Source organism: Nannocystis punicea (assembly GCF_026965555.1).
Classification (GTDB): Bacteria; Myxococcota_A; Polyangia; order Nannocystales; family Nannocystaceae; genus Nannocystis; species Nannocystis punicea.
Map to the genome: position 1 here is coordinate 2,340,600 of NZ_CP114040.1, position 25,542 is coordinate 2,366,141.

Consider the following 25,542-nt stretch of genomic DNA (forward strand, 5'->3'; position numbering starts at 1 on the left):
TGAAAACCCGGTTCGCGGAGCGCTGGAGATCGTGCTACCTCCCCGCGGCTCATGTCGCTCGCTGTCGGAATCGTCGGTCTGCCCAACGTCGGCAAGTCCACCCTGTTCAACGCGCTGTCCAACGCCGGCGCCCAGGCGGCCAACTACCCGTTCTGCACGATCGATCCCAACATCGGCGTGGTCCCGGTGCCGGACCCGCGGATGGACGCGCTGATCAAGCTGTTCGAGCCGCTGAAGGAGGTGCCGACGGCGGTCGAGTTCGTCGACATCGCCGGCCTGGTCAAGGGCGCGAGCCAGGGCGAGGGCAAGGGCAACGCGTTCCTCAGCCACATCCGCAACGTCGACGCGATCGTCCACGTGGTCCGCTGCTTCGACGACAGCGGGATCGTGCACGTGCACGGCAAGGTCGACCCGGTCGACGACGCCGAGGTGATCAACACCGAGCTCTTGCTGCGCGACATCCAGTCGGTCGAGGCGCGGCTGCAGAAGGCGGTCAAGAACTCGAAGGGCGGCGACAAGGCCGAGAAGCTGGCGGCGGCGACCTGCGAGAAGCTGCTGGCGGCGATGAACCGCGGCCAGCCGGCGCGGACGATCGAGCTCGACGACGAGTCGCGCGAGGTGATGAAGTCGCTGACGCTGCTGACCGCCAAGCCGATGCTGTACGCCGCCAACGTCGCCGAGTCGCAGCTATCGGCCGGCACGTCCGACCCGCTGGTGGCCAAGGTGGTCGAGCTGGCGGCGCGCGAGAAGTCCGAGGTGGTGGTGATCTCGGCGGCCATCGAGGCCGAGATCGTCGGCCTCTCGCCGGACGAGCGGCGCGAGTTCCTCGACGGCCTCGGCGCCACCGAGCCGGGCCTGAACCGCCTGATCCGCCAGGCCTACGCGCTCCTCGAACTCATCACCTTCTTCACCGCCGGCAAGCAGGAGGTCCGCGCCTGGACCATCCGCCGCGGCACCCACGCCCCCCAGGCGGCCGGCAAGATCCACACCGACTTCGAGCGGGGCTTCATCCGCGCCGAGGTCCAGGGCTGGGAGGACCTGGTCCGTCTCGGCTCCGAGGCCGCCGTCAAGGCCAAGGGCCTGCTCCGCGTCGAAGGCAAGGAGTACGTGGTTCAGGACGGCGACGTCATGCACTTCCGCTTCAACGTCTGAAACTGGCCCGAAGGCCAGGTTGTCAAGATGGTGATGGCGCAAGTTGCGCGGAATGCGCTGGCGGACACGCGGCGCGGACCTCCCGGGTGGGGTGTGGCATTTGCCGACGGGCGATGGCACGCTCGCGCCGTGAACCAGGTTGCGCGGTCCTCGTGTCGCTCGCTCGCCGTCGCGCTCGCGGCGGCGATGGTGTTCACCCCGACAGGCGCGCGCGCGCGCGTGGTCGTCGAGCCAGCTGTCTCTGGGGACAGGGTCGCGGGGACAGCCGGCGAGGGCGAGCAGGCGACCTCGAAGGTGCCGCTGTCGAACGATCCGGCGGTCGAGTACAAGGCCGGCACGCAGGCCTACGCGCTCGGCAACTACGAGCAGGCGATCGTCCACTTCGAGCGCAGCTACGCGCTGTCGAACCACCCGTACCTGCTCTACAACCTCGGCCTGGCGTACACGCAGTGGTACGGCCTGTCGAACGACGCCGGCCATCTGCGGAAGGCCCGGCGGCTGTTCCAGAACTACCTCAAGGCGCTGGCCGACGATCCGAAGATGGATCAGGAGCAGCGCGACGACGCCGAGGCGCAGATCGCCAAGATCGACGAGCAGCTGGCGGAGATCGCCGCGCGCACGCCCGCCGCCACGCCCGCCGAGGGGCCGACCCAGGCCGACAGCGCCCCGCCGCCGCGCGGCGGCGACATGCCGCCGCCGAGCAAGCAGCCGGTCTACAAGAAGGGCTGGTTCTGGGGGGTCATCGTCGTCGGCGTGCTCGCGGTCGCGGGCGGCGTCACTGCCGGGGTGCTGGCGAGCAGGCGCGACGAGCGAGGCCCGGCCGAGCTCGGCAACATCGGCCCCACGCGCGGCGAGGCCCCGATGGGCCTGGGCCTGCGGTTCTGAAGGAGCGCCGGTGGTCTCGAGCCAGGAGCTGCATCCTTCGGCCGGCGCGCGCTTCGTGTGCGAGCGCGAGCCCGGCGAGTCGCTGCGCTACCGCGCGAACGTGTACGTCGCCGGGGGGGCGACGATCACGGCCGCGTTGACGTGGGACCAGGCCGGGCAGGCGACGCTCGCGCCGGTGCCCGACGACCCGTGGGTGGCGAACGAGTTGCTCAAGCTGGCGCGGGTGCTGAAGCACAGCGGCCAGGCGCGGCTGGTCCGCTGGCGCGGATGAACGAACGGACAGGTCCGAAAGGACCTGTCCGTTCATTCATGGACTCCTGGACATGCCCGAGCGGACAGCTTGAGCAGGCTGGCCGGAGCGGCTAGCCGGTGCTGCTGCTGGTGCTGTCGCCGCCGGTGCTGCTGGTGTCGGTGTCGGTGTCGGTGCCGGTCTCGTTGATCGGGCAGCCCTCTTCGCCCTCGTCGCAGCAGGCGCACACGGCCGTGCCGTCCTGGACCTCGCACGAGCCGAAGTCGTAGGTGGCGCCCATGTCGTCGCCGGTCTCGGTGCAGAGCTTGAAGCAGTCGGCCTCGGTGGTCTTGCCCCACTTGCAGCCGGCCCAGGTGTTGGCGTCGAGGCAGCTCGGGACGTCGCCGGAGCAGGCCGCGCCGGAGCCGCTGCCGCACTCGGTGTAGATGCTCGTGCCGTCGTCGACGCAGCCGTACGAGAAGTCGTAGCCGTCGAGCTTGCAGGTGTCGTCGAGCGTGGTGTCCTCGACCCACACGCCGCCCTCGCAGTAGTACTGCTTGCTGCCGTAGGGGCCGCAGGTGTCGGGGTTGGTGCAGAAGAACGACTCGGTGTCCGGGTTGCACGTGGCCGGGGGCTCGACCGCCTCGAGGCACTCCTCGGGGGTGCTGGTGGTGCCCGCGCTGGTGGTCGGGAGCTGCTCGGTCGTGGTGCCGTCGGTCTCGCCGTCGGTCCCCTCGGTGCCCTGCGAGGTCTGGCCGTCGTCGGGGCAGCAGGTCAGGTCGGCGTCGTCGCTGGGGTTGCACCACGTGTAGCCGACGTCGCAGAAGCACTGGTCGCCGGAGAGGGTGCTGTTCGGCTCGCACTGGCCGCCCTTGCCCTCTTTCTCGCAGCAGTCGGTGTCGTCGGTGTTGGGGTTGCAGCGCTCGTAGCCGGGGTTGCAGACGCAGTTGGCGTCGTTGTTGGCGAGCAGGCTGCCGCAGTCGTGGATGCCGGCGTCATCCCCACCAGGTCCCACCGTGATCACGCAGCCGAGCGCGAAGGCCGTGGCGAAGGAGAAGACAGAAGCCAAGAAGGAAGAAGGCAGAGAGCGTCGTTGCATGACTCGATCCTGTGGAATCAATCCGTCCGACGACAGGGGCGCGTGGTTGATTCTTCGCGAAAAAGTACGCGCGCCGCGCCACCGCGCAGCGCGCGTACTTCCACGCTGAGACTCGTGTAGAGGCTCCTACACGGGCATCGAGCGACAGGGACCGGCCAGCGATCGCGTCGCTCGTGCAGACACGCACGCGATCGCGAGGCGCGTGCGGGCGAGCGGGTGCGCGGGCCAGCGCGCTCAGCCGGGCTGATCACCCGTGGGGTCGCCGTCGACCTTCCACGTGTGACCCTTGCGCATGAGGGCGTTGATGTCGCCGAGCCCGCGCGCGCGCGCCTGCTTGTTCTGCTCGTGCATGCCGACCTCGAACGGGACGAGGTTCTCGTCGCTGCGGAACAGCACGCCGACGGCGACCGGGAAGGCCGGGGGCTCGAGGTTGGCGAGCAGGAACGCCTGCGCGCGGTTGGTCTCGTCGTGGACCAGCAGGTCGGCCTCGGTCACGCCGTTCTCGCCGACGGTGACGACTTCGATGTCGAGGCTGCCGGGGCGCAGGCGCAGGCCCTTGTCGTCGCCGAAGCGCATCGGCTTGCCGTGCTCGAGGTGCAGCTGCTGCTGCGCCGCGACGTCCTTGGCCGTGAAGTGGTCGAAGGCGCCGTCGTTGAAGACCGGGCAGTTCTGGAACACCTCGACGAAGCCGGTGCCCTGGAACTCGTGCGCGCGCGTCAGCGTGGCGATCAGGTTCTTGGCGTCGGTGTCGACGCCGCGGGCGACGAAGCGGGCGCCGCAGCCGAGCGCGAACGCGGCCGGGGCGATCGGGTTGTCGACGGAGCCCATCGGCGACGACGGCGAGCGCTTGCCGAGCAGCGACGTCGGCGAGTACTGGCCCTTGGTGAGGCCGTAGATCCGGTTGTTGAACAGGATGATCTGCAGGTTGAGGTTGCGCCGCAGGAGGTGCATCAGGTGGTTGCCACCGATGCTGAGGCCGTCGCCGTCGCCGGTGATCAGCCAGACGTCGAGCTGCGGGTTGGCGAGCTTGAGGCCGGTGGCGATCGCCGGCGCGCGGCCGTGGATCGTGTGGAAGCCGTACGTGTTCATGTAGTACGGGAACCGGCTCGAGCAGCCGATGCCGGAGATGAACACGGTGTTCTCGCGCCGCACCCCGAGCTCGGGGAGCATGCGCTGGACCGCCGCGAGGATGGCGTAGTCGCCACAACCGGGGCACCAGCGGACCTCCTGGTCGGAGGTGAAGTCCTTGCGGGTCAGCGGCGGGTTGGGAGGATCGAGGGGCGTCATCGTCGTGACTCCAAAAGCTCTCGGGAAGGCGATCAGGCGGAGGCGAGCAGGCCGCGAATCTCGGCCTCGATCTCGGCGATCTTGAACGGCTGGCCGGCGATCTTGTTGAGGCCGCGCGCGTCGACCAGGTAGTCGCTGCGCAGGATCTTGACCAGCATGCCGTTGTTCATCTCGGGCACGAGGACGTGCTTGAAGCGCTTGAGCACCTCGCCGAGGTTCTTCGGCATCGGGTGCATGTAGCGGATGTGCGCGTGCGAGACCTTGAGGCCGGCCTTGCGCGCGCCGAGCACGGCCGAGCTGATGGCGCCGTAGGTCGAGCCCCAGCCGACGACCAGCAGGTCGCCGCTGTCGTCGCCCTGGTCGATCTTCTGCAGCGGGATGTCGTCGCCGACGCCGGCGATCTTGGCCGCGCGGACCTTGACCATCTTGTGGTGGTTGTCCGGGTCGTACGAGATGTTGCCCGAGTCGTAGTTCTTCTCGAGGCCGCCGATGCGGTGCTCGAGGCCCGGGGTGCCGGGGACGGCCCAGTTGCGCGCGAGGGTCTGCGGGTCGCGCAGGAACGGGTGGAAGCCGGCCGGCTCGGTGCGGTGCTTGACCGGGAAGGGCTCGAAGCTGTTGATGTCCGGGATCTTCCACGGCTCGGCGCTGTTGGCCAAGAAGCCGTCGGTCAGGAGGATGACCGGGGTCATGTACTTGGTTGCGAGGCGCACGGCCTCGACCGCCATGGTGAAGCAGTCGCCGGGGGTCGAGGCGGCCAGCACGACCAGCGGGCAGTCGCCGTTGCGGCCGTAGACCGCGAACAGGAGGTCGCTCTGCTCGGTCTTGGTCGGCAGGCCGGTCGAGGGGCCGCCGCGCTGGACGTCGACGACGACCAGCGGCAGCTCGGTCGAGACCGCGAGGCCGATCGCCTCGGTCTTGAGCGCGAGGCCGGGGCCCGAGGTGGTGGTGATGCCGAGCGCGCCGGCGTACGAGGCGCCGATCGCCGCGCACACCGCCGCGATCTCGTCCTCGGCCTGGAAGGTGGTGATGCCGTAGGCGCGCAGGTTCGACAGGCTGTGCAGGATCGTCGAGGCCGGCGTGATCGGGTAGCTGCCGAGCACGAGCTCGAGGCCGGCCAGCTTGCCGCCCGTGAGCAGACCCCACGCGGTCGCCTCGTTGCCGGTGACGTTGCGGTAGTGGCCCTCCTGCAGTCTGGCCTTGGGGACCTCGTAGGCGTGGATGCCCTGCGGCATCTCGGCGGTCTCGCCGTAGACGTGGCCGGCGTTGAGCGCGGCGATGTTGGCCTCGGCGATGTTCGGGTTCTTGGCGAACTTGCCGCGCAGCCACTCGGCGGTGCTCTCGCGCTCGCGCCCGAACATCCACATCATCAGGCCGAGCGTCCACATGTTCTTGGCGCGCACAGCCTCCTTGTTGCCGAGGCCGAACGACTCGACCGACTGCAGCGTGTGCTTGGTGATGTCGATCTTGAGCAGGCGGTAGCCGTCGAGGCTGCTGTCCTCGAGCGGGTTCTTGTCGTAGCCGGCCTTCTTGAGGTTGCCCGCAGTGAACGCGCCGGTGTTGACGACGAGGAGGCCGCCGGGCTTGAGGTCGCGCAGGTTGACCTTGAGCGCCGCCGGGTTCATCGCCACCAGCACGTCGGGCGCGTCGCCCGGCGTCATGATGTCGTGCGCGGCGAAGTGGACCTGGAAGCCCGACACGCCGAAAGTCGTGCCCGCGGGGGCGCGGATCTCGGCCGGGAAGTCGGGCAGCGTCGACAGGTCGTTGCCCATCAGCGCGGTCGTGTCGGAGAACTGTGAGCCGGTGAGCTGCATGCCGTCGCCGGAGTCGCCGGCGAAGCGAATCACGACCGATTCGATGAGCTCGCGCTGGGAGGTCGAATTTGTGGAAGCGAACGTATCCATGACCGCAACGAGCGCGCGCAGCCGTGGCAGCGCGCGTGTGAAGAGTATGCGCCGTGGCCGGTTTCATTGTCATCGCGGGCCCTGGGCCAGGCCCGTGAGCCAGCACAAGCCTCGTGCGCTACGTCGACGCACGTTGTCGCGAGTCACTCGAGGCTGCGCACGAGCGCCTCGACGTATGCGACGTAGCTCTCGAGCGTGGTCGAGGTCGCGTCCTTCGGCGCTCGCGCGAGAGCCGGCGGTGACGGCTGTCCCTTGGGGTCGACCACGGCCCCGGCCCACGCGAGCAAGACGGCGCGGTCGAAAGAATTAACGATTCGCTTACCACGGACCGGCGAGGCGGCAAGACGAGCGTTCCAGGCCAGCACCTGGCGTACGAAGGTCCGCGTCCAGGTCTTGTGATTGGCCTCGAAGGTTGCCGCGAGGTCGGGTCGTACGGCAGAGAGGATCTTGCGCACGCCCGCGCCGACGCGCGGGGCGTTCCGCGGGTCGTCGAGGAGGTCGCGCTGGCTGGCGGCGACGCTGTGGACAGCGCCGCCGACGCGAATGTCGGCCGGACCGAGCTTGGCGTCGATGCGGACGAGGACGTCGGTACCGCCCTCGGCGGTGACGATGGCCCCGAGCACACGCGTGGGGACAGTGACTTCGAGCGGCTCGGCCGCGACGGCGCGGCCTGTGATGAGAGTCGTAGCGATCGCTGCCGCCGCCGAGAGCCAAAGTCGCCGTGTGATCATGCGCAATTCCCGACGACGTCAGGGTAGCGCGATTTGTTCACCCGGCCCGGCGGGGAATTCGTGGCGCCACGGCGGCTCGAAGGTCCACACCAGTCGCTTGCCGAACCCGATCCGGTTGTCCGTCAACTTGGCCCAGGTGATCGCCAGCGCGTACAGCCGGTCGCGCTCGCCGAGGTGGGCGGCGGCGACCGGGTGCCGCTCGAGATACGCGGCGCGGAGGCTCGCGGCGGCGTCTCCGTGTAACCGCGTGCACACCACGACCTCGCCGCGGAGCTGCACGCCGCGGACTTCGCCGAGCACCTCCGTCTCGAGGTGGATCGCGGCGGCCACTGCGGCAGGCCCCTCGCCGATCGCCCGCCCGTGACAGGTGTCGGCGCGGCTTGCGAACACGAGGAGCGGCGCGGCCGAGCCGGGCAGGCCAGCGGCGGCGTAGAAGAGAGGAGTCGCGTAGGGCAGACCGTCGTCGTCCAGCGTGGCGAGGGCGACGACCCAGTGCTCCTGCAGGAGCCTCATGAGCAGCCTCACGTTTGGCAGCGCGGGCGATTCGGCGGCAGGCATGTCGGGTCCGCTTGTACCTCGAGCGCGCGGCCGCACGGGCCCGGTCGGTCGCGCGGGACGCCGTGTTAGAGTTCGCGCCCATGAAGCAGCAGTCACTGGATGCAATCGTCGACCGCGGGCTCGCGGCCGTCGATGACGACGACCTCAAGACGGCGGAGGACGCCCTCGAGGAGGCGGCTCGGCTCGGCGGCGAGAACCACGTGCGGGTGTTGCACCTGGCCGGTATGGTCGCCTGGGCCCAGGGTCGCCTCGATCAGGCGGCGGGTTATCTGATGCAGGCCGCCGACGGCGCGCCCGAGGACCCGCAGATCTACCTCGACTGCGCCGAGTGCTTGTTGTCGCACGGCGAGGACCTCGACGAGGCCGAGGCCGCGGCCCGCGCGGTGCTCCGGCTCGAGCGCGCCGACACCGACTCGATCGATCAGGCGCGCCTGTTGCTGGCGCAGATCCGCCTCAGCGACGACGACACCGAGGAGGCGCTCGAGCTGCTCGAGGGCATCAGCGCCGAGCGCAAGAACGACGCGGCGTACCTCAGCATCCACGGCTTCGTGCTCATGAACTCGAACCGCCCGAAGGAGGCGGCGGAGTCGCTCGGCCGCGCGGTCGCGGTCGATCCGGAAGACCCGGACGTCCACTACTGGTACGGCCAGGCGCTCGAGGTGCTCGGCGACGTCGCCGGCGCCCGGGCCGAGATGCTCAAGGTGCTCGAGCTCGACGCGAGCGATCTCGAAGACCACGAGCCGGTCAGCGACGAGCTGACCGAGGACCTGCGCGGCCACTTCGAGGCGCTGCTCGAGGACATCCCCGACCAGGTGCTGAAGCTGGTCGCGAGTGCGCCGATCACGGTGCAGGCGCGCCCGACCGCGGCTCAGGTCGGGGCCGGTGCGGATCCGCGCGGGATCGTCACGTTCGTCGGTCGCGCACGCACGGACGACGCCGACGCCCGGCTGGACAGCATCGTGCTCATGCGAGACTTCTTGCTCGACGAGATCGAGGGGGACGAAGACATCCCCGAGCTGCTGATGATCGGCCTCGTCGACGAGCTGCGCCGCTTCTTCCGCCTGGAGGGGCTCGAGGTGGCGACCGGAACGGAGGACTGACAGCCCATGGCGACGACCCACGCGAACACGGCGGCCCTGATCTACGACTGGAACGAGAAGGAGCGGACCGGACCGCTGCTGCGGCGGGCGCCTCGCTTCGTCGACGAGAGCATCCGCGACGGCATCCAGTCGCCGTCGGTGCGCGACCCGTCGATCGAACAGAAGATGGAGCTCGTGCGCCTGATGGATCGCATGGGCGTGCAGGCGGTCAACCTCGGCCTGCCGGGCGCGGGTCGCCGCGCGCAGGAGGACGTCGAGCGCCTGCTGCGGTTCATGGTCGAGGAGAAGCTGCGGATCACGGCCAACTGCGCCGCGCGCACCGTCGCCTCCGACATCCACCCGATCATCGACATCTCGCAGAAGGTCGGCGTGCCGATCGAGGTGATGACGTTCATCGGCTCGAGCCCGATCCGCGGCTACACCGAGGGCTGGGACAACGACCGCCTCAAGAAGCACACCCACGAGGCGGTCAAGCTCGGCGTCGACCACGGCCTGCCGGTCGGCTTCGTCACCGAGGACACCACGCGCTCGCACCCGAAGACGCTCGACGTGCTGTTCCGGACCGCGCTCGAGGCCGGCGCCGGCCGCCTCGTGCTGTGCGACACCTGCGGCCACGCGACGCCCGACGGCCTGCGCAACCTCCTCAACTTCGCGCGCGGGGTGCTGCGCTCGATGGACCTCGAGGACACCGTCGAGCTCGACTGGCACGGCCACAACGACCGCGGCATGGCCCTGGTGCTCGGCCTCTACGCGTTCGAGTGGGGCTTCCACCGCGTCCACGGCTGCGGCCTCGGCATCGGCGAGCGCGTCGGCAACTGCTCGCTCGACCTGCTGCTGCTCAACCTGTACCTGCTCGGTCAGCTCGACCCCAAGCAGCACGACCTGTCGTGCCTGGTCGAGTACGTCGAGAAGATCAGCGAGGCCACCGGCGTGCCGATCCACCCCAGCTACCCGCTGTCGGGCCGCGACGCGTTCCGCACCGCCACCGGCGTGCACGCGGCCGCGATCATCAAGGCGACCAAGACCGGCGACCTCGACCTCGCCGACCGCGTCTACTCGGCGGTGCCGGCCCGCGTGTTCGGCCGCAAGCAGGAGATCGAGATCGGCCACTACAGCGGCCGCTCCAACGTGATCTTCTGGCTGCGCGAGCACGGCTACGAGCCGTCCGACGAGCTGGTCGACCGGGTGTTCAATTTCGCCAAGAGCCAGAACCACACCCTCAGCACCGAGGAAGTGAAGGCAGTGATCGCCGGCGGCTGACGGCCGCGCGAATCCAGGAGGGCGACGCGGGCGACCGCGCCGCCCTTTTTCGTGCGCGCTCGCGGGTCTGCGCGGGAGCGATCGGCCGGCTCGAGCGTCGACGGCCGTCCAACCGCGGGCCGCCATGTCACGAGATGTCCGAAAAGACATGCCCTTCCGCGCATGCTCTTCAGGCCATGCCCTCACGGGCATGTCCCCTCTTTTAAACTTTCACTCCCACAGCACCTTGAGCAGCTTCTTGCACTCGCGGGCGAGGGCGGCGAACAGCTCGGGGTCGACCCACTTGTCGGGGATCGGCTCGCGGTTGCCGGCGACAGTCGGCGCGGCGGCGACTGCGACCTGCAGCGGGAACACGTCGGCGCGCGACCAGCCCTGCTTGCGGATCTCCGGCGTCACCAGCTCGATCCACCCGCGCGGGTTGTCGGCCCACGCGAGCCAGCGCAGCGGCGGCGGCTCGCGCGTGGCGTCGGGCGTGCCGGGCCACAGGACCAGGGCCGGGCGCGCGGTGCCCTCGTGGAAGCGGACCATCGCCGGCAGCAGCAGCGCGTCGCCGGGCAGGATGTCGCTGGCCAGCCGCCGCACGACGGGCCGCTCGAGCAGCGCGCCGTGGCCGTGGGTGACGAACACCTGCGAGGCGTCGGCGCCGAGCACCGCGTCGACCTTGAGCGCGGAGATCGGGGCGCCGGTCAGCTTGCTGCGGGTCGGCGTGAAGTCGGGTCGCTTGCTGCCCTCGGGCTCGGCGGGGCGCGGTTCGACCAGAGTGCGCTTGCCGGGCGCGATCTTCTGCCAGGTGAGGGCGTCGGGATCGACGCGCCACAGCCGGCCCAGCATGCCCTCGGCCTGCGGCCCGCCGAGGACGATCCGGGCGCCGGCGTGACCTGTCCCGAGGACCAGCATGCAGCTGGCCGGCCACTGCAGCCGCGTCTCCTCGGCCTCGGGCAGCGGGACGAAGCTGTCCTCTTCGCCAGGTGGAGGCTTCGGCTGCTCGCTCAGGAACCGCTGCAACAGGCCCTTGGGTCGCAGCACGTAGACGTGGCGCTCGTCGCCGCCGCAGGCCAGCGGCGCGGCCTGCCGCGCGGCCAGGCGAGGGAAGCGCTCGCCGTCGACGCGCAGGTGCTTGCCGGTCCAGGCGACGGCGCCGTCGCGGGCGCAGAGGATCGCGCGGCCGGTGGTGGTGGTGCCGAGCGCGGCGATACCCTCGGCGTCGACCTCGGTCGGGCTGGTGGCGCGCAGCTTGAGCTGGGTGTAGCCGGAGGGTCGGTCGGGATCGATGAGCCAGGCGGTGGCCGAGCCGTCGGCCCACAGCGCGCGGCCGTCGAGGTTGACGAGGCCGGTGACGACGCGCTCGGACACCTTGCGGCGGTGCAGCGGGGTCTCCTTGTCGACGTCGAACAGGATCTCGCCGGTCGCTCCGACGCCGCACAGGACGCCCGGACGGACCAGGGCGACGCGATCGACGAAGTCGCCGAGTTTGCTGCCGACCTTGGTGAGCGCGGTCGAGAAGACGCTGCCGAAGTAGAGGTGGTGGCCGCCAATCCACAGCTGGCCGTCCTTGGCGCCCTCGCTCACCGACGGCTCGGGGTTCGCACACTCGATCGTGCGCACGACCTCGAAGCTGCTGACGCCGAGGATCCACAGCTCGTAGGGCAGCGGGACGACCAGGTGCTTGCCGTCGCGGGTGATGTGGATCGACAGCGGGCGATCGTCGAGGTTGGCGACGTCGGCCGACTTCGAGCCGGCGATGGTCCGTTGACCGGTGCTCGAGCGCTTGATGGGGGCCTGGCGCCGCATGACGTGGCCAGACTAACACGGGCGCGGGCCGCGAGATCAGGCCGCCCGAAGACGCGCAGAACGGCCTCCAGGAGGATCCTGGAGGCCGACGGCCGGGTCCGCCCGCGGGTCAGATATTGATGACGCGGCCGCCAGCGTCGAGCGCCGCCTCCTTGACCACCTCGGACAGGGTCGGGTGGGCATGGACGCTGCGGGCGATGTCCTCGGCGCTGGCGGAGAACTCGATCGCCACCGCGGCCTCGGCGATGAGGTCGCCGGCGCGCGGGCCGATGATGTGCACGCCGAGGACGCGGTCGGTCTCGGCGTGGGCGAGGATCTTCACCAGCCCGTCGGTCTCGCCGAGCGCCTTGGCGCGGGCGTTGGCGAGGAACGGGAAGCTGCCCTTCTTGAACGGGACGCCGGCCTGCTTGAGCTCGGGCTCCGTCTTGCCGGCGCTGGCGATCTCCGGGTGGGTGTAGATGATGTTGGGGATCGCGTCGTAGTTGACGTGACCCGGCAGGCCGGCCATCTGCTCGACGGCGGCGATGCCCTCTTCCTCGGCCTTGTGGGCCAGCATCGGCCCGGGGATGACGTCGCCGATGGCCCAGATGCCGGGCACCGCGGTGGCGTAGTGGGCGTCGACCTGGACGAAGCCGCGGCGGTCGAGCTGGACCCCGACCGCCTCGGCGCCGAGGCCCTCGGTGTTGGGCTTGCGGCCGACGGCCACGAGCACGCGGTCGCCGGTGATCGTCTGCGCCTGGCCGTCCGGCGCGGTGTAGGCGACCTCGACGCTGTCGCCCTTGCGGGTCGCGCCGGTGACCTTGACGCCGAGGCGGATGTCGAGGCCCTGCTTGGCGAACAGCTTGGCGGCGACCTTGCTGATGTCGGGGTCCATCATCGGCAGGAGCGCCGGCATGTACTCGAGCACCGTCACCTTGGCGCCGAGGCGGGCCCACACCGAGCCGAGCTCGAGGCCGATGACGCCGGCGCCGATGACGATCAGGTGCTCGGGCACCGCGGGGTAGCTGAGCGCGTGGGTCGAGTGGCCGATGCGGTCGCCGTCGAACGCGACGCCCGGGATGGTGGCCGGGACCGAGCCGGTGGCGATGAGGATCCGCTTCGTCTCGAGCACCTCGGTGGCCTCGCCGGCGACCTCGACCTTGCCGGGCGCGACGATCTTGCCGAGGCCCTTGGCCCAGGTGATCTTGTGCTTGCGGAACAGCCCGGCGACGCCGCCCGTCAGCTGCTTCACGATCTTGTCCTTGCGGCCCAGCATCGTCGGCAGGTCGAGCTCGACGCCGGCGATCTTGATGCCGTGCTCGGCCGAGTGCAGGCGCGCAGCGGCGAACCGCTCGCTCGACTCGAGCAGCGCCTTGCTCGGGATGCAGCCGACGTTGAGGCAGGTGCCCCCGAGGGTCGGATCCTTCTCGACGCAGGCGGTGCGCAGGCCGAGCTGGGCGGCCCGGATGGCGGCGACGTAGCCGCCGGGGCCGGAGCCGATGACGACGAGATCGTAGGTCTCTTGGGACATGGTGTTATGGACCTGGCGGATGGAACATGTCTTGGCAGACAGGCACGTCAGACGTCGAGGAGCAGGCGCTCGGGCGCCTCGATGCGCTCCTTGACGTGGACCAGGAACTGGACCGCCTCGCGGCCGTCGACCAGGCGGTGGTCGTAGGACAGGGCGAGGTACATGATCGGGCGGATCTCGACCTGACCGTTCACGGCGACCGGGCGCTCGACGACGTTGTGGAGGCCGAGGATGCCGGTCTGCGGCGGGTTCAGGATCGGGGTCGACAGCATCGAGCCGTAGATGCCGCCGTTGGAGATGGTGAAGGTGCCGCCGCTGAGCTCGTCGAGCGTCAGCTTGTTCTCGCGGGCGCGCACGGCCAGGCGGGCGATCTCCTTCTCGATGTCGGCGAAGCCGAGCTGGTCGGCCCCGCGGACCACCGGGACGACCAGGCCCTTGCCGCCGCCGACGGCCACGCCGACGTCGTAGTAGCGCTTGTAGACGATGTCGTCGCCGCGGATCTCGGCGTTGACCGCCGGGAACGTCTTGAGGGCCGAGACCGCCGCCTTGACGAAGAACGACATGAAGCCGAGCTTGGCCCCGTGCCTGTCGACGAACCCCTGCTTGTACGCGTTGCGCAGGCGGTACACGGCCGACATGTCGACCTCGTTGAAGGTCGTCAGGATCGCCGCGGTCTGCTGGGCCTGGACCAGCCGCTCGGCGACGCGCCGGCGCAGCGGGGTCATGGCGACGATCTCCTCGCGGCCGCCCTGCGGGCGCGGGGCCGGGGGCGGCGTGGCCGGGGCCTTGGCCTCGGCGGCCGGCGCGGGCTTCTTCGCCTCGGCGGGCTGGGCCTGCGCGGGCTGGGCCTGGGCCGCGGCGCGCTGGACGTCCTCCTTCAACACGCGGCCGCCGCGGCCGGTGCCCTCGACGCTGTCGAGGTCGACGCCGGTGCGCCCGGCCTCGGCGCGGGCGGCCGGCATCGGCTCGCCGCCGGCCTTGGCCTGCGCCGGCGCGGGGGCTGACTGCTGGGACCTGTCCGCAGGGGCCTGTCCCGAAGCACCTGGCGCGGGGGACGTGTTCGAAGGGGCAGGCGCGGCGCCGGCGTCGCCGATGACGCCGATGGTGTCGCCGACGTTGACCTTGGCGCCCTGGGCGGCGGTGATCTCCGTGATCACGCCGGCGGCGGGCGAGGGGACCTCGACGGTGATCTTGTCGGTCTCGAGCTCGACGAGCGGCTGGTCGACGGTGACGCGGTCGCCGGCCTTGACGCGCCAGGACGAGACGACGGCCTCGGTGATGGACTCGCCGAGCGGCGGGACTTTGATCGAGCTAGGCATTGGCGGCACTCCGGGCGGCTTCGGGCAGGTTGGCGAAGGCTTCTTCGAGGATGAGCTTGCGTTCGTAGGCGTGGCTGTCCGGCGAGCCGGTGGCCGGGCTGGCGCTGGCGGCTCGGCCGATGTACTTGAGCGGGCGCTGCTGGTTGCGGGCGGCGAGGGCGTCGCCGAGGCAGCCGCGGACGAAGCTCCACGCGCCGGAGTTGCGCGGCTCCTCCTGCACCCAGCACAGCTCGCGGGCGCCGGCGTAGCGGTTCAGGACCGCCAGCAGCGGGCCCTCCGGGAACGGGTAGAGCTGCTCGACGCGGACGATGGCGACGCGGCCCTCCTTCCGCTGCTCGCGCTCCTCGGCGAGGTCGTAGAAGATCTTGCCGCTGCACAGCATGACCCGCTCGACCTGGGTCGGGTCGGCGCGCTCGTCGTCGATGACGCGGGCGAACCCGCCGTCGGTGAACGCCTCGAGCGGCGAGAACGACGGGCGCGAGCGCAGCAGGCTCTTCGGCGTCATCAGCACCAGCGGCTTGCGCCACGGCCGCAGCACCTGCCGCCGCAGCGCGTGGAACACCTGCGCCGGGGTGGTGAGGTTGCAGACCTGGATGTTGTCCTCGGCGCACAGCTGCAGGAACCGCTCGAGCCGCGCGCTCGAGTGCTCCGGGCCCTGGCCCTCGTAGCCGTGCGGCAGCATCAGCGTCAGGCCGCTGAGGCGGTTCCACTTGTCCTCGCTGGCGACGATGAAGTTGTCGATGATGATCTGGGCGCCGTTGGCGAAGTCGCCGAACTGGGCCTCCCACACGATCAGCGACTCCGGCGAGCAGATGCTGTAGCCGAACTCGAACCCGAGCACGCCGTACTCTGACAGCGGGCTGTTGCGGATCTCGAACCGCGCCTGGCCCTCGCCGAGCTCGTACAGCGGCGACCACGAGCGGCCCGTCTTGGTGTCGGTGTAGACGGCGTGGCGGTGGCTGAAGGTGCCGCGCTGGACGTCCTGGCCGGAGAAGCGGACCTGATGCCCGGCCTTGAGCAGGCTGGCGTAGGCCAGCAGCTCGGCGGCCTGCCAGGTCAGCGGGGCTGCCCCGGAGTACATGTCCTTCAGTTCAGACGCGAACCGCTGGACCTTGCTGTGCAGGTTGAAGTCCTCCGGCCAGCGGACGATCCGCTCGGCCAGGGCGTCGAGCTGGGGCCGCGGCAGGCGGGTCGGCACCTCGGGGGTGTCGCGGTCGGGGCCGCCGCGGAACTGGCTCCACACGCCGTGCATCGGCCGCAGGCGCGGCTTGTGGGCGTACTCGCCGCGGGCGACTGCGAGCGCGCGGTCGAAGGTGGCCAGCCAGTTGGCGTCGATCGTCTCGGCGTCGGCGGGCCCGAGGGTGCCGCGGGCCATCAGCTCGCGCTGGTAGATCGTGCGCACCGAGGAGTGCGTCTTGATCAGGTCGTACATCACCGGCTGGGTGAAGGTCGGGTCGTCGGCCTCGTTGTGGCCGAAGCGGCGGAAGCACACCAGGTCGACGATGACGTCGACCTTGAAGCGCTGGCGGAACCCGGCGGCCAGCTTGGCGACCCACACCACGGCCTCGACGTCGTCGCCGTTGACGTGGAAGATCGGCACGTCGAGCATGTGGGCGATGCTGGTCGCGTAGGGCGTCGAGCGGGCGTCCTTCGGGTCGGTGGTGAAGCCGACCTGGTTGTTGACGACCACGCGCACGCTGCCGCCGGTGCGGTAGCCGGCCAGGCGCGACAGGTTGAGCGTCTCCTGGACCACGCCCTGGCCGATGAAGGCGGCGTCGCCGTGGAGCGTGACGCCCATGACGCGGCTGCCGTCGAGGTCGCCGATCTGGTCCTGCTTGCCGCGCACGCGGCCGGCGATGACCGGCGTGATCGCCTCGAGGTGGCTGGGGTTGAACGCCAGCGCGAGGTACATGTCGTGGCCGCGCGAGGTCTTGTACTCGCGGAAGTGGCCGAGGTGGTACTTGACGTCGCCGGACCCGAGCAGCTCCTCCGGGTGGTTCGACTTCTCGAACTCGAGGAACACGTCCTCGAACGGCTTGCCCATGATGCTCATCAGCACGTTGAGGCGGCCGCGGTGGGCCATGCCGATGCACACCTCGCCGACCCCGAGCTCGGCCGACTCCTCGATCACGGTGTCGATCAGCGAGATCATCGACTCGGCGCCCGAGACCGAGAACCGCTTGGCGCCGAGGAATTTGGTGTGGAGGAACTTGTCGACGTCCTCGACCCCGGCGAGCTGGTGGAGCAGCCGCAGCTGCTCCGCCGGCGGCGGCACGACCTTGTTCTCGCACGCCTCCATGCGCGCCTGCAGCCAGGTGCGCTGCTCGAGGTTCTGCATGTGCCAGTACTCGACGCCGATGCTGCGGCAGTAGGTGTTCTGCAGCTTGGTGAAGATCTGGCGCAGGGTCGCGCGCCGGCCCGGCATGAGCAGCCCGGGGTCGAACTCGCGGTCCATGTGCTCGTCGCCGAGGCCGAAGTAGGCCGGGTCGAGGCCCGCGGCCGCGGCCTCGCGCGGTCGACCCAGCGGGTCGATCTGCGCCGCAGTGTGGCCGTGCAGCCGGTAGTGCTCGATCAGCTTGTCGACGCGGCTCTGGAGCAGCAGCTGCTCGGCTTCGCGGCTGTCGACCCGCAGCGCCTCCGGAGCCTTGCCGCTGCCGCTGCCGAGCTCCCGCAAGATCGGCACCCACTGCGGATCGACCGAGTTCGGGTCCTTCTCGTAGGCCTCGTATAGGGCCTCGAGGAAGGCGAGGTTGTGCCCGCTGAGCGTGGATTCGATATCCATAGGCCGGCCGCAGCATACTCGTTTGCGCGTTCGTGACAACGCAGGGGGCCCCGCGGCCGCGATCGTTTTTGCTGCGGAGATCGCGCGGCGGACAGGCGACCTCGCGCCAACGACGGCGGCTCGGCCGCGCGGGCGTCACGCGGGGTTTTCAGGCGGCTCGCCGCGCGAGGCCGAGGCGACACCTCGCGGCCGGCCGCCGAGGGCTCGCGTCGGCCCCGCGGCGCGCGCGAGGGCGCGGGCCCAGGCGAGGCTCGCGGCGCGACTTGCCGCCCCCCTTCACCGCCGATTTGTGTCACCCTTCGCCCACGATGAGTTCGAAGGCAAACCTCGACGTCCTGAGCCGCCAGGTCGCGTACTCCGGTGAAGGGATCTCCGTCAAGTCGCTCGAGACGGACATCCAAAAAGAACGCACGATCCAGGACAACAAGGTCGAGGAGCTCAAGGTCCTCCGCGAACGCAACGTGAACATCCAGAATGCGATGGCCGAGGAGCTCAAGAAGCTGCGCAAGTTCAGCGACTACCTCAACGGCACCGCCACCAACAGCGGCTTCTGGGCCGGCTTCAAGGAGGTCCTCAGCTACATCCCCGGGCTCGGGTCGATGAGCATGAGCCAGCGGTCGATCGAGGAGCTGCTGAAGGCGCAGTACCAGATCTCGGCCCGCCGCGTGAAAGAGGCCGCCGAGTACGTCGATACGCTCAAGCAGAGCGAGCAGGATCTGTACAAAGAGATCGATCGCATCAACGTGCGCATCGTCGAGATGGCCAAGAACGAGCGCGAGGCGCTGAATTACGTGCTCGAGCTCAAGAAGCTGCAGGAGCAGCTCGAGGCCGAGGAGCAGGCCGTCGAGGCCGGCAGCGTCGAGCAGCGCGACATCCAGGCCAGCGTCGACAAGGTCCGCGCCAAGCTCGCCGAGCACTCGACCAACGTGCAGCTCTACGGCTCGGCCGAGGAGCGCTACGCCCGCCTCAAGGAGAACACCCGCAAGCTGGCCGACACGATCCGCAACCTGGCCCAGGACATCCAGCAGTACACGACGGCGTCGTCGATCAAGCTCGACATGGCCTCGGCCCAGATCCAGGCGATCGGCCGCGCCGCCGACGCATCGACCGTCATGCTCGAGATGAAGCGCAGCCTCGACGTCATGACCGAGTCGATGAACGTCACCACCCAGTTCGTCAGCGACACGCAGATGTTCTTCCGCAGCAACCTCGACACCTTCATCCAGGAGCTCGACACCTTCGACGAGAAGACGTCGACGGTGCTCGAGGACAACCTCCGCAAGTCGAAGGAGATCGAGGACGCGCGGATCCAGGCGGCCATCGACAAGGCGGTCAAGCGGGCCGGCGCCCCGGCCTCGCCGGCTTCCCCGGCCGCGTCCTGACGCCTCGCCGAGGTCGCGATGACCGTCGTCGCGCTCCACACCCAGGCGCTCGTCCTGCCCGAGGCGGCGACCTATCTCGACCTGCTCGGTCGCTCGCTGCACGCGGCCCGCCTGTCGAACGCGTTCCCCGAGCGCCGGCCGCTGCAACACTCGCTCGAGACCCTGGCCGAGTCGCTGCGGCTCGGGCTCCACGGCGAGCTGTACGTCGACTCGCGCGCCGGCCTGCCCAACCTCGCCAGCTTGACCCGGGCGCTGACCGACAAGAGCGTCGCCCGCGAGTCGCTGGCGCGCATGGGCGACCGCGCGGCGCTCGAGGCCCGCGCCGGCGAGGCGGAGGTGTTCGCGCGCCTGGCGGCCAAGCACGGCTACTACGAGAAGCTGCAGGACCGCGAGCTGGCGCCGGTCGATCACCAGCGGGTCTTGCTGCGCCGCCACGACCCGGCCAGCGGCACCGCGGCGTTCCGCATCGAGCTGACCAAGCTGGACGCCAGCGGGGTGTACGTGCGCCTGCAGATCGAGCTGACGCAGGTGTCCTCGCTGTGGCGGCGCAAGGTGATCGACCTCGACAAGGACGGCGAGACGGCGGCCGCAAGCGAGGCGTTCCGGGCCATGGTGTACCGCTGCGCCGACCTCGACGCCGAGGCGCTGTTCATGCGCCTGCACGGGGCCGAGGGCGTGAGCGTCGAGCGGGTCCAGCGCGGCGTGATCGGCCCGGTGCTGTTCGCGGTGCCGATCGGCAGCGGCGTCCAGGTCGCCCGCACTGCCGAGGCCGGCGACGACGCCCTCGGCCGCGAGTGGCACGCGTGGTCGGTGGGCGCCGGCGCGGCCGAGCACGAGCGGCCCGAGCTGCTCGCGGCCTTCGCCACCGACTCGGCCGCGCTCGACATCCGCGACGAACGCAGCAACGACCCGATTTCGCCGCTCCTGCGCGACCGGCTGCGAGATCAGGAGCAGGCGCGTTATCGCGCGCTGCGCGAGCGCTACCCGTTCAAGGTGTTCAAGGACCGCAAGTTCGTGGCGACGCCGGGGCTCAAGGCGGTGGCCCACGCGACCTGCGCGGCCGCTGGCACCAAGAACATGATCTATGACCTCCAGTACCGCTGAGGCGGCGAGGTCTGATCGGACCCTGGCAACTTCGGTAGTTTCTGGTTTGCGTCCGGGCGCGCTTTGGCCAATCATCGCCGAGACGAGCGCCACACGCGCCGGCCGAAGGAGAAGATCAATGCTTAAGTACGTTCGATTCACCATCATCGGCGCCGCCCTGGCGCTTGGCGCCTGTGGGGACGATGACGGGAAGGCCACCGGGACGAACGCCACCAACCCGAGCACCAACCCGACCAACGACGCCACCGAGGGTGACACCTCGACGGGCACCGGCGACCAGACGACCACCAACGGGACGACGACCACCAACGGGACGACCACCGCGCCGAGCCCGACCACCACCGACGGGACCGAGAGCGCCGGCACCGAGACCACCGACAATTCCTTCATCACTCCGCCCGACGGCGGCGGCGGCGTGAAGGAGTGCGACGTGTGGACGCAAGACTGCCCGGACGGCCAGAAGTGCATGCCGTGGGCCGACAACGGCAGCAGCTCGTGGAACGCCACCAAGTGCTCGCCGGTCAACGCCAACCCGGGCAAGGAAGGCGACCCGTGCACGGTCGAGGGCAGCGCGGTCAGCGGCGTCGACTCCTGCGACGTCGGCCTGCTCTGCTGGTACTTCGACGAGAACAACAACGGCAGCTGCATCGACATGTGCAAAGGCACGCCCGACGCGCCGTCCTGCGACATGGGGCAGACCTGCGACGTGTCGAACGACGGCGTGCTGATCCTCTGCCTCGAGACCTGCGACCCGCTGATCCAGAGCTGCCCCGCCGGCCAGATCTGCTTCTGGGACGGCCTCGACCAGTTCATCTGCGATTTCGACGCCAGCGGTGACATGGGCGCGTACGGCGACCCCTGCGCCTACATCAACGTGTGCGACTACGGCCTGTACTGCGCCTCGCCCGAGTCCGTCCCCGGCTGCGACAACGCCGACGGCTGCTGCAGCTCGTACTGCAACATCCAGGAGCCCAACACCTGCCCCGGCGCCGGCGAGGGCCAGGAGTGCGTGCCGTGGTACACCGAGGGCATGGCCCCTCCGGGACAGGAGAACATCGGCGCCTGCGCCATCCCGGCGTGACCCGGCCGCGCGCCCTGACGGGTGCGCGGGGAGTTTCGAGGGACATGTCCTTGTGGGCATGTCCCTTCGCTTTTGCGGCGCAGGGCGGGAGCTTCGGCGAGATGTCCGAAGGGACAGGCCTGAACCGCATCGCCGGCGCGCGGGCCTCGGAGCCGCCGCGGCGGTCGTTTTAGATGTCCGAAGGGACAGGCCCGAGCGGCGCCTCGGGGCAGGGCTCGGTCGGAGAGCTGTCCGAAGAGACATAGCGGCCGCGCTGGCGAGCTGTCCCGGAGGACAGCCCGCCGATCGCCGACCTGCCCCGGAGGACAGCTCCGCGCGGGTCGGTTCACTCGTCGCCGACGGGGAACAGCGGCGGCTTGGGCCGGCCGCGGTAGCCCGGGCCGATCTGGCCCCACACCAGCCAGATCGCCAGCCAGGTCGAGGGCAGCAGGACCATGAACTCGGGGTAGACGCGCATGACGAGGAACGCCATCGCCACCAGCGACAGGGCGCCGACCACGAGGTTGGCCCAGCGGTGGCGCAGCGCGCCGAACTTCTTGTTGCGCAGGTTCGAGACCATCAGCAGCGCGCCGACGATCATCGCCCACGGGAACGCGGTCCACACCTCGGGCCCGAGCTGCAGGTCGCCGAACAGCCGGCCCTCGGCGAACCGGTCGGGCGCGGCGAGCGGGTTGTCGGGCCCGCCGTACTTGAGGCAGACGAGGAACCAGTTGACCAACAGCCCGGCGGCGAGGGTGGTCGGCACGCCGTGGAAGATGGTCTTGTCGGCGATCTCGGCGTCGCTCAGGACGTTGAAGCGGGCCAGCCGCACGGCCGCGGCGGCCAGCCACAGGCCGGCGGCGAGCAGCGCCCAGGCCAGGCCCGAACCTGACCCGAAGGGCAGGCCGGCCGTGGAGCTCAGCGCGGTCAGCACCAGGTACGGCGGGACCACGCCGAAGTTGAAGAAGTCGGCGAAGGAGTCCATCTGCACGCCGAAGCTGCTGGTCGCCTGCAGCCGGCGAGCGACGAAGCCGTCGGCCCGGTCGAGGAAGGTCGAGAAGAGCAGTAACCAGGCGGCCGCGACGTAGTCGCCGCGGTGCGCCAGCAGCATCGCCCCGAGACCGCAGGCCATGGCGCCCACGGTGATGAAGTTCGGCGCGAGATACGGGACCTTCGACATGATGCGCCTCAGCCGGCGGAGCGCGGCGCGCCGAGCACCGCCAGCAGCCGCGCGGTGACCTCGTCGGGCGAGCCGACGCCGTCGACCCGCTTGAGCAGGCCCTTGGCCTCGTAGAACGGCACGATCGGCGCGGTCTCGCGGTGGTACTTGTCGAGCCGCGCGGTCACTGCGGCCTCGAAGTCGTCGCTGCGGTGGACCAGACGGCCGAGGGCGTCGGTCGGCGGCGGGTTGAACTTGAGGTGGTAGATGGCGCCGGTCTCGGGGTCGCTGCGGCGGCCGGTGACGCGCTCGACGATCAGCGAGTCAGGGACCTCGAACAGGACCACGGCGTCGAGCGCGACCCCGGCGGCGGCGAGCGCGACGTCCAGCGCCTCGGCCTGCGGCCGCGTGCGCGGGAAGCCGTCCAGCAAGAACCCGCGGGCGCAGTCCGGCCGGCCGATCCGCTCGATCACCATGCCGATCACGACGTCGTCCGGGACGAGGTCCCCGCGCTTCATCGCCGCGTCGGCCTTCTTGCCCAGCTCGGTGCCGTTGCGGACGGCCTCGCGCAACATGTCCCCCGAGGAGATGTGGGGGATCCCGTGAGTGTTGACGATGAACTGGGCCTGGGTGCCTTTGCCGGCGCCGGGCGGGCCGATGAGGATCGTGCGCATAGAGGACAAGCTCGCAGGTTGGTGCGGGCCCCGCCGCGCACATGCGCGAAAAGGCCCGTTGGCGCGGCAACTGTGACACGGGCCCGCGGGCACCCGCAAGGTTTCCGACCGCGCGCCCGGCGACCCCGGCGACGCCGAACGCGGTCCGAGGACCCATCCAGGCGCTCGCGCCGGTGATCACGGCCCCGTCAGTGCGCGAGGATCACGATGAAAGAAGATCGACCGCGCGGCTCGCGATCGCGGCGCGGCGAGTGCACCCGCGCAGCGAGCACTGCGAAGACGGCCGCGCACGCAGGGCCGAGGGGCGGCGCCGCGACAGGCCGGCCGCGAACTCGGCGGAGCAGTGCGCGATGACACAGACTCCGCATGGATGCGGTGCGGCGAGCCGAGGCGCGGCGGTGAGGAGTGATGACGGCGGCGGAGAGAAGAGGCCAGCGAAGGGCGGTGGAAGCCGCGAGTGAGGGCTGTCGAGATGGAGAAGACAGGCAGCTCGCGTTCAAGGACGACTCTGCGGTGCGGCGACGAGGTCGTGTGGGAGCGCCGCGCGTGGCCGGCTTTCCAAGCACTGGCGGCGGCGTCGGTGGACGGCGCGAAGAGCCGCGGCTCCCACCGTTGGCGTCGCGCCGCGAGACTCCGGCCGTCCGACGGATTGTTCGGAGCTGGGCCGGGACGAGATTCGCCCGACGTGTCGAGCGGCGGCGGTTTCTGGCGGTGAGGGAGCGGGGCGCCCATGTGCGTCGAGTCGCGAGAGCTCTGGCTGTCGGATGAATGGCTCGCGGCCGGACGGGGCGAGAGGTGCCCGTCGGGTCGAGCCGCGGCGCTCCTCTTGTGATGAGAGGGCGCGCCCCGTGGCGGCGAGGAGCGAGAGCTCCGGCTGTCCGAGTGAATCGCTCCCGGCTGGGCCGGGGCGAGAGGCGTCCGTCGAGTCGAGCCGCGGCGTTCCGGTGGCGGTAGGCGCGAGGTGCCGCCGTGGGCCGAGTGGCGAGAGCCGTCCGGCGGACTTACTCGCGGCTGGGCCGGGGCGAGAGGCGTCCGGTCGGCGCAGTTCCTCTCGTGATGGGAGGGAGCGAGGCGCCCCATGCGTCGAGTCGCCAGAGCTCGCGGCCAGGCCGGGACGAGAGGGTCCGTCGGGTCGAGCGGCGGCGTTCCTCTCGCGGCGCGAGGCGCCCCGTGGCCGGCAGCTCGGCTGAATTGCTCGCGGCTCGGCCCGGGGCGAGAGGGCCCGTCGGGTCGAGCCGCGGCGTTCCTCTTGCGAGGAGGCGCCCCGCGCGTCGAGTAGCGAGAGCTCTGGTTGTTCGGATGAATGGTTCGCGGCTCGGCCCGGGGCGAGAGGGGCCCGTCGGGTCGAGCCGCGGCGTTCCTCTCGCGGCGAGCACCCCGTGGCCGGCCGCTCGGCTGAATTGCTCGCGGCTCGGCCCGGGGCGAGAGGCGCCCGTCGAGTCGAGCCGGCGGCGGTTCTCTTATTAATTAAAGGAAGAGGCAGGAGCCGGTCAGTGCACGTACTGCACGAGCAGCGAGTGGCCGCCGGCGTGGCTGGCCGAGGCGCCCGGGTGGGCCGGGGCGACCACCGGCTCGCCGAAGGTCTCGGCGAGGAAGACGCGGGCGCGGATCCGGGGGCCGTCGTGGACCGGCGACAGCCCGGCCTTGCGCATCAACGCGGCCAGGAAGTCGGACGGGCGCGGCAGCTGGCGCCACACCACCGGCAGGAACACGGCCTGGCGCGAGCCGATGCCGAGGATCACGCCGTCGCGGCCGGGCGTGACGGACTCGGCGATCGCGTCGAGGCCGACGCAGTCGAGCTGCTGGGGCTCCCCGAGGATCGAGATCTCCCCGTTCATCCGGTGCCAGCGGGACGGACGTGCCGGCGAGGTCCGCGGGTCGTGCAGACCCGCCTGCACCGCGTAGCGCACCACGGCCTGCTCGAGGTTGGGCCACGGCTCGAGCGAGCCGATGCAGCCGACAAGCTCTCGCACGTCGTGCCACGAGACGAACACCCGCGCCGGCGCCTCGAGCCGGGGCTCGTCCTCGACGCGCTCGGCCAGGCCGACCGGAAGATCCTTCGCGTCCGGGTCTCTCGCGGCCATGGCGTCGCGCAACGCCCGGCGGGCGAGGTGAAGCAGCCAACGACGCGCCGCTTCGGAGAGCGGCTCGGGGAAGGGGGCCTTTGCCATATCCAACGCGGGCGAACTATGGATCCTTCGGGCCGAGACGTCGATGGAAAAATTGCGAGCCGCGGCGTCGCGATCCGGAGCCGCCACGTCGAGCTCGCCGACCGCGACGGGCGCCGGGCAGCTGTCCGTGCGCGGGGTCCCGTCCGCGAGCCGGCGGCGTCCTCGTCGTCCCGGTCGCGAGCGACGCGGCGACGCCGAAGAGGCGGCGACGCCGGCCCTCTCGAGGCGCCCGCGCCGGCTCCGAGCCTCGCCGCCCGCGGGGCTCCGACGCCGGATCGGGGCGCGGCCGATCGGCGAGCGAAGGGGGCCGGCCGAGATCTCCGAGCTGTCTGAAGGGACAGCCCCGAGCCGGCCGCCGCCGCGGCAAGCCAGGCCCGTTCGCCGCCGG

General features: G+C 70.6%; 20 protein-coding genes. 8 read left to right on the forward strand and 12 right to left on the reverse strand.

All coding sequences use genetic code 11. The annotated features are described in order from the left end of the window. Positions 1-51: 51 nt before the first annotated feature. From ychF to O0S08_RS09055, 3 genes are all read left to right on the forward strand, one after another. Positions 52-1,152 carry a redox-regulated ATPase YchF gene (gene ychF / locus O0S08_RS09045; protein WP_269038635.1) on the forward strand — a complete coding sequence of 367 codons (1,101 nt, stop codon included), beginning with the start codon at positions 52-54 and terminating at the stop codon, positions 1,150-1,152. Positions 1,153-1,281: 129 nt separating this feature from the next. Beyond that, positions 1,282-2,037 (forward strand): tetratricopeptide repeat protein, encoded by a 756-nt coding sequence (locus tag O0S08_RS09050; protein ID WP_269038636.1) that lies wholly within the window; start codon positions 1,282-1,284, stop codon positions 2,035-2,037. A 10-nt stretch (positions 2,038-2,047) separates the two neighbouring features. After that, entirely contained in the window at positions 2,048-2,308 is a 261-nt protein-coding gene (locus tag O0S08_RS09055; RefSeq protein WP_269038637.1) for a hypothetical protein, read from the forward strand. Between the two features lie 91 nt (positions 2,309-2,399). On the opposite strand, the gene O0S08_RS09060 is transcribed toward O0S08_RS09055, so the two are convergent. The 5 genes from O0S08_RS09060 to O0S08_RS09080 all read right to left on the reverse strand — a co-directional run bounded on the left by O0S08_RS09060 (position 2,400) and on the right by O0S08_RS09080 (position 7,797). Next, entirely contained in the window at positions 2,400-3,365 is a 966-nt protein-coding gene (locus O0S08_RS09060) for a hypothetical protein (RefSeq protein ID WP_269038638.1), read from the reverse strand. Between the two features lie 234 nt (positions 3,366-3,599). Continuing rightward, positions 3,600-4,652: a 2-oxoacid:ferredoxin oxidoreductase subunit beta gene (locus tag O0S08_RS09065; RefSeq protein WP_269038639.1), complete on the reverse strand. Its 1,053-nt coding sequence runs from the start codon at positions 4,650-4,652 to the stop codon at positions 3,600-3,602. Between the two features lie 32 nt (positions 4,653-4,684). Continuing rightward, on the reverse strand, positions 4,685-6,553 hold the full coding sequence (locus tag O0S08_RS09070) for a 2-oxoacid:acceptor oxidoreductase subunit alpha (protein ID WP_269038640.1): 1,869 nt from the start codon (positions 6,551-6,553) through the stop codon (positions 4,685-4,687). Between the two features lie 143 nt (positions 6,554-6,696). Beyond that, positions 6,697-7,176, reverse strand: a complete 480-nt coding sequence (locus O0S08_RS09075; RefSeq protein WP_269038642.1) for a hypothetical protein — start codon at positions 7,174-7,176, stop codon at positions 6,697-6,699. 126 nt (positions 7,177-7,302) lie between these two features. Next, positions 7,303-7,797, reverse strand: coding sequence for a pyridoxamine 5'-phosphate oxidase family protein (locus tag O0S08_RS09080; RefSeq protein ID WP_269038643.1), 495 nt, complete (start codon positions 7,795-7,797; stop codon positions 7,303-7,305). A gap of 125 nt (positions 7,798-7,922) precedes the next feature. Between O0S08_RS09080 and O0S08_RS09085 the strand changes: the two genes are divergently transcribed. Both O0S08_RS09085 and O0S08_RS09090 read left to right on the forward strand, forming a co-directional pair. Continuing rightward, positions 7,923-8,942 (forward strand): tetratricopeptide repeat protein, encoded by a 1,020-nt coding sequence (locus tag O0S08_RS09085; protein WP_269038644.1) that lies wholly within the window; start codon positions 7,923-7,925, stop codon positions 8,940-8,942. Between the two features lie 6 nt (positions 8,943-8,948). Then, positions 8,949-10,202 (forward strand): LeuA family protein, encoded by a 1,254-nt coding sequence (locus O0S08_RS09090; protein WP_269038645.1) that lies wholly within the window; start codon positions 8,949-8,951, stop codon positions 10,200-10,202. A gap of 210 nt (positions 10,203-10,412) precedes the next feature. Here the strand turns inward: O0S08_RS09090 and O0S08_RS09095 are convergent, their stop codons facing one another. The 4 genes from O0S08_RS09095 to O0S08_RS09110 all read right to left on the reverse strand — a co-directional run bounded on the left by O0S08_RS09095 (position 10,413) and on the right by O0S08_RS09110 (position 17,604). After that, the gene (locus O0S08_RS09095; RefSeq protein ID WP_269038646.1) at positions 10,413-11,993 is read right to left on the reverse strand and encodes a hypothetical protein; all 1,581 of its coding nucleotides are present in this window, start codon (positions 11,991-11,993) and stop codon (positions 10,413-10,415) included. Between the two features lie 109 nt (positions 11,994-12,102). Then, positions 12,103-13,503 carry a dihydrolipoyl dehydrogenase gene (gene lpdA, locus O0S08_RS09100; protein WP_269038647.1) on the reverse strand — a complete coding sequence of 467 codons (1,401 nt, stop codon included), beginning with the start codon at positions 13,501-13,503 and terminating at the stop codon, positions 12,103-12,105. 47 nt (positions 13,504-13,550) lie between these two features. After that, complete coding sequence (gene odhB, locus O0S08_RS09105) at positions 13,551-14,822, reverse strand: 2-oxoglutarate dehydrogenase complex dihydrolipoyllysine-residue succinyltransferase (protein ID WP_269038648.1); 1,272 nt, start codon at positions 14,820-14,822, stop codon at positions 13,551-13,553. Beyond that, a complete protein-coding gene (locus tag O0S08_RS09110; protein ID WP_269038649.1) occupies positions 14,815-17,604 on the reverse strand; it encodes a 2-oxoglutarate dehydrogenase E1 component in 2,790 nt (929 codons plus the stop codon). The genes odhB and O0S08_RS09110 overlap by 8 nt, the downstream gene beginning before the upstream one ends. A gap of 308 nt (positions 17,605-17,912) precedes the next feature. On the opposite strand from O0S08_RS09110, the gene O0S08_RS09115 reads away from it, so the two are divergent. The 3 genes from O0S08_RS09115 (at position 17,913) to O0S08_RS09125 (ending at position 21,171) form a co-directional block, all read left to right on the forward strand. After that, a complete protein-coding gene (locus tag O0S08_RS09115; protein WP_269038650.1) occupies positions 17,913-18,986 on the forward strand; it encodes a phage tail tape measure protein in 1,074 nt (357 codons plus the stop codon). A gap of 18 nt (positions 18,987-19,004) precedes the next feature. Next, positions 19,005-20,090: a hypothetical protein gene (locus O0S08_RS09120; protein ID WP_269038651.1), complete on the forward strand. Its 1,086-nt coding sequence runs from the start codon at positions 19,005-19,007 to the stop codon at positions 20,088-20,090. A 118-nt stretch (positions 20,091-20,208) separates the two neighbouring features. Further along, positions 20,209-21,171: a ribulose phosphate epimerase gene (locus O0S08_RS09125; protein ID WP_269038652.1), complete on the forward strand. Its 963-nt coding sequence runs from the start codon at positions 20,209-20,211 to the stop codon at positions 21,169-21,171. A 325-nt stretch (positions 21,172-21,496) separates the two neighbouring features. On the opposite strand, the gene O0S08_RS09130 is transcribed toward O0S08_RS09125, so the two are convergent. From O0S08_RS09130 to amrA, 3 genes are all read right to left on the reverse strand, one after another. Further along, a complete protein-coding gene (locus O0S08_RS09130; protein ID WP_269038653.1) occupies positions 21,497-22,330 on the reverse strand; it encodes a CDP-alcohol phosphatidyltransferase family protein in 834 nt (277 codons plus the stop codon). 8 nt (positions 22,331-22,338) lie between these two features. Continuing rightward, positions 22,339-22,983, reverse strand: coding sequence for an adenylate kinase (locus tag O0S08_RS09135; protein ID WP_269038654.1), 645 nt, complete (start codon positions 22,981-22,983; stop codon positions 22,339-22,341). 1,490 nt (positions 22,984-24,473) lie between these two features. Continuing rightward, a complete protein-coding gene (gene amrA, locus O0S08_RS09140; protein WP_269041948.1) occupies positions 24,474-25,154 on the reverse strand; it encodes an AmmeMemoRadiSam system protein A in 681 nt (226 codons plus the stop codon). Positions 25,155-25,542 lie beyond the last annotated feature (388 nt).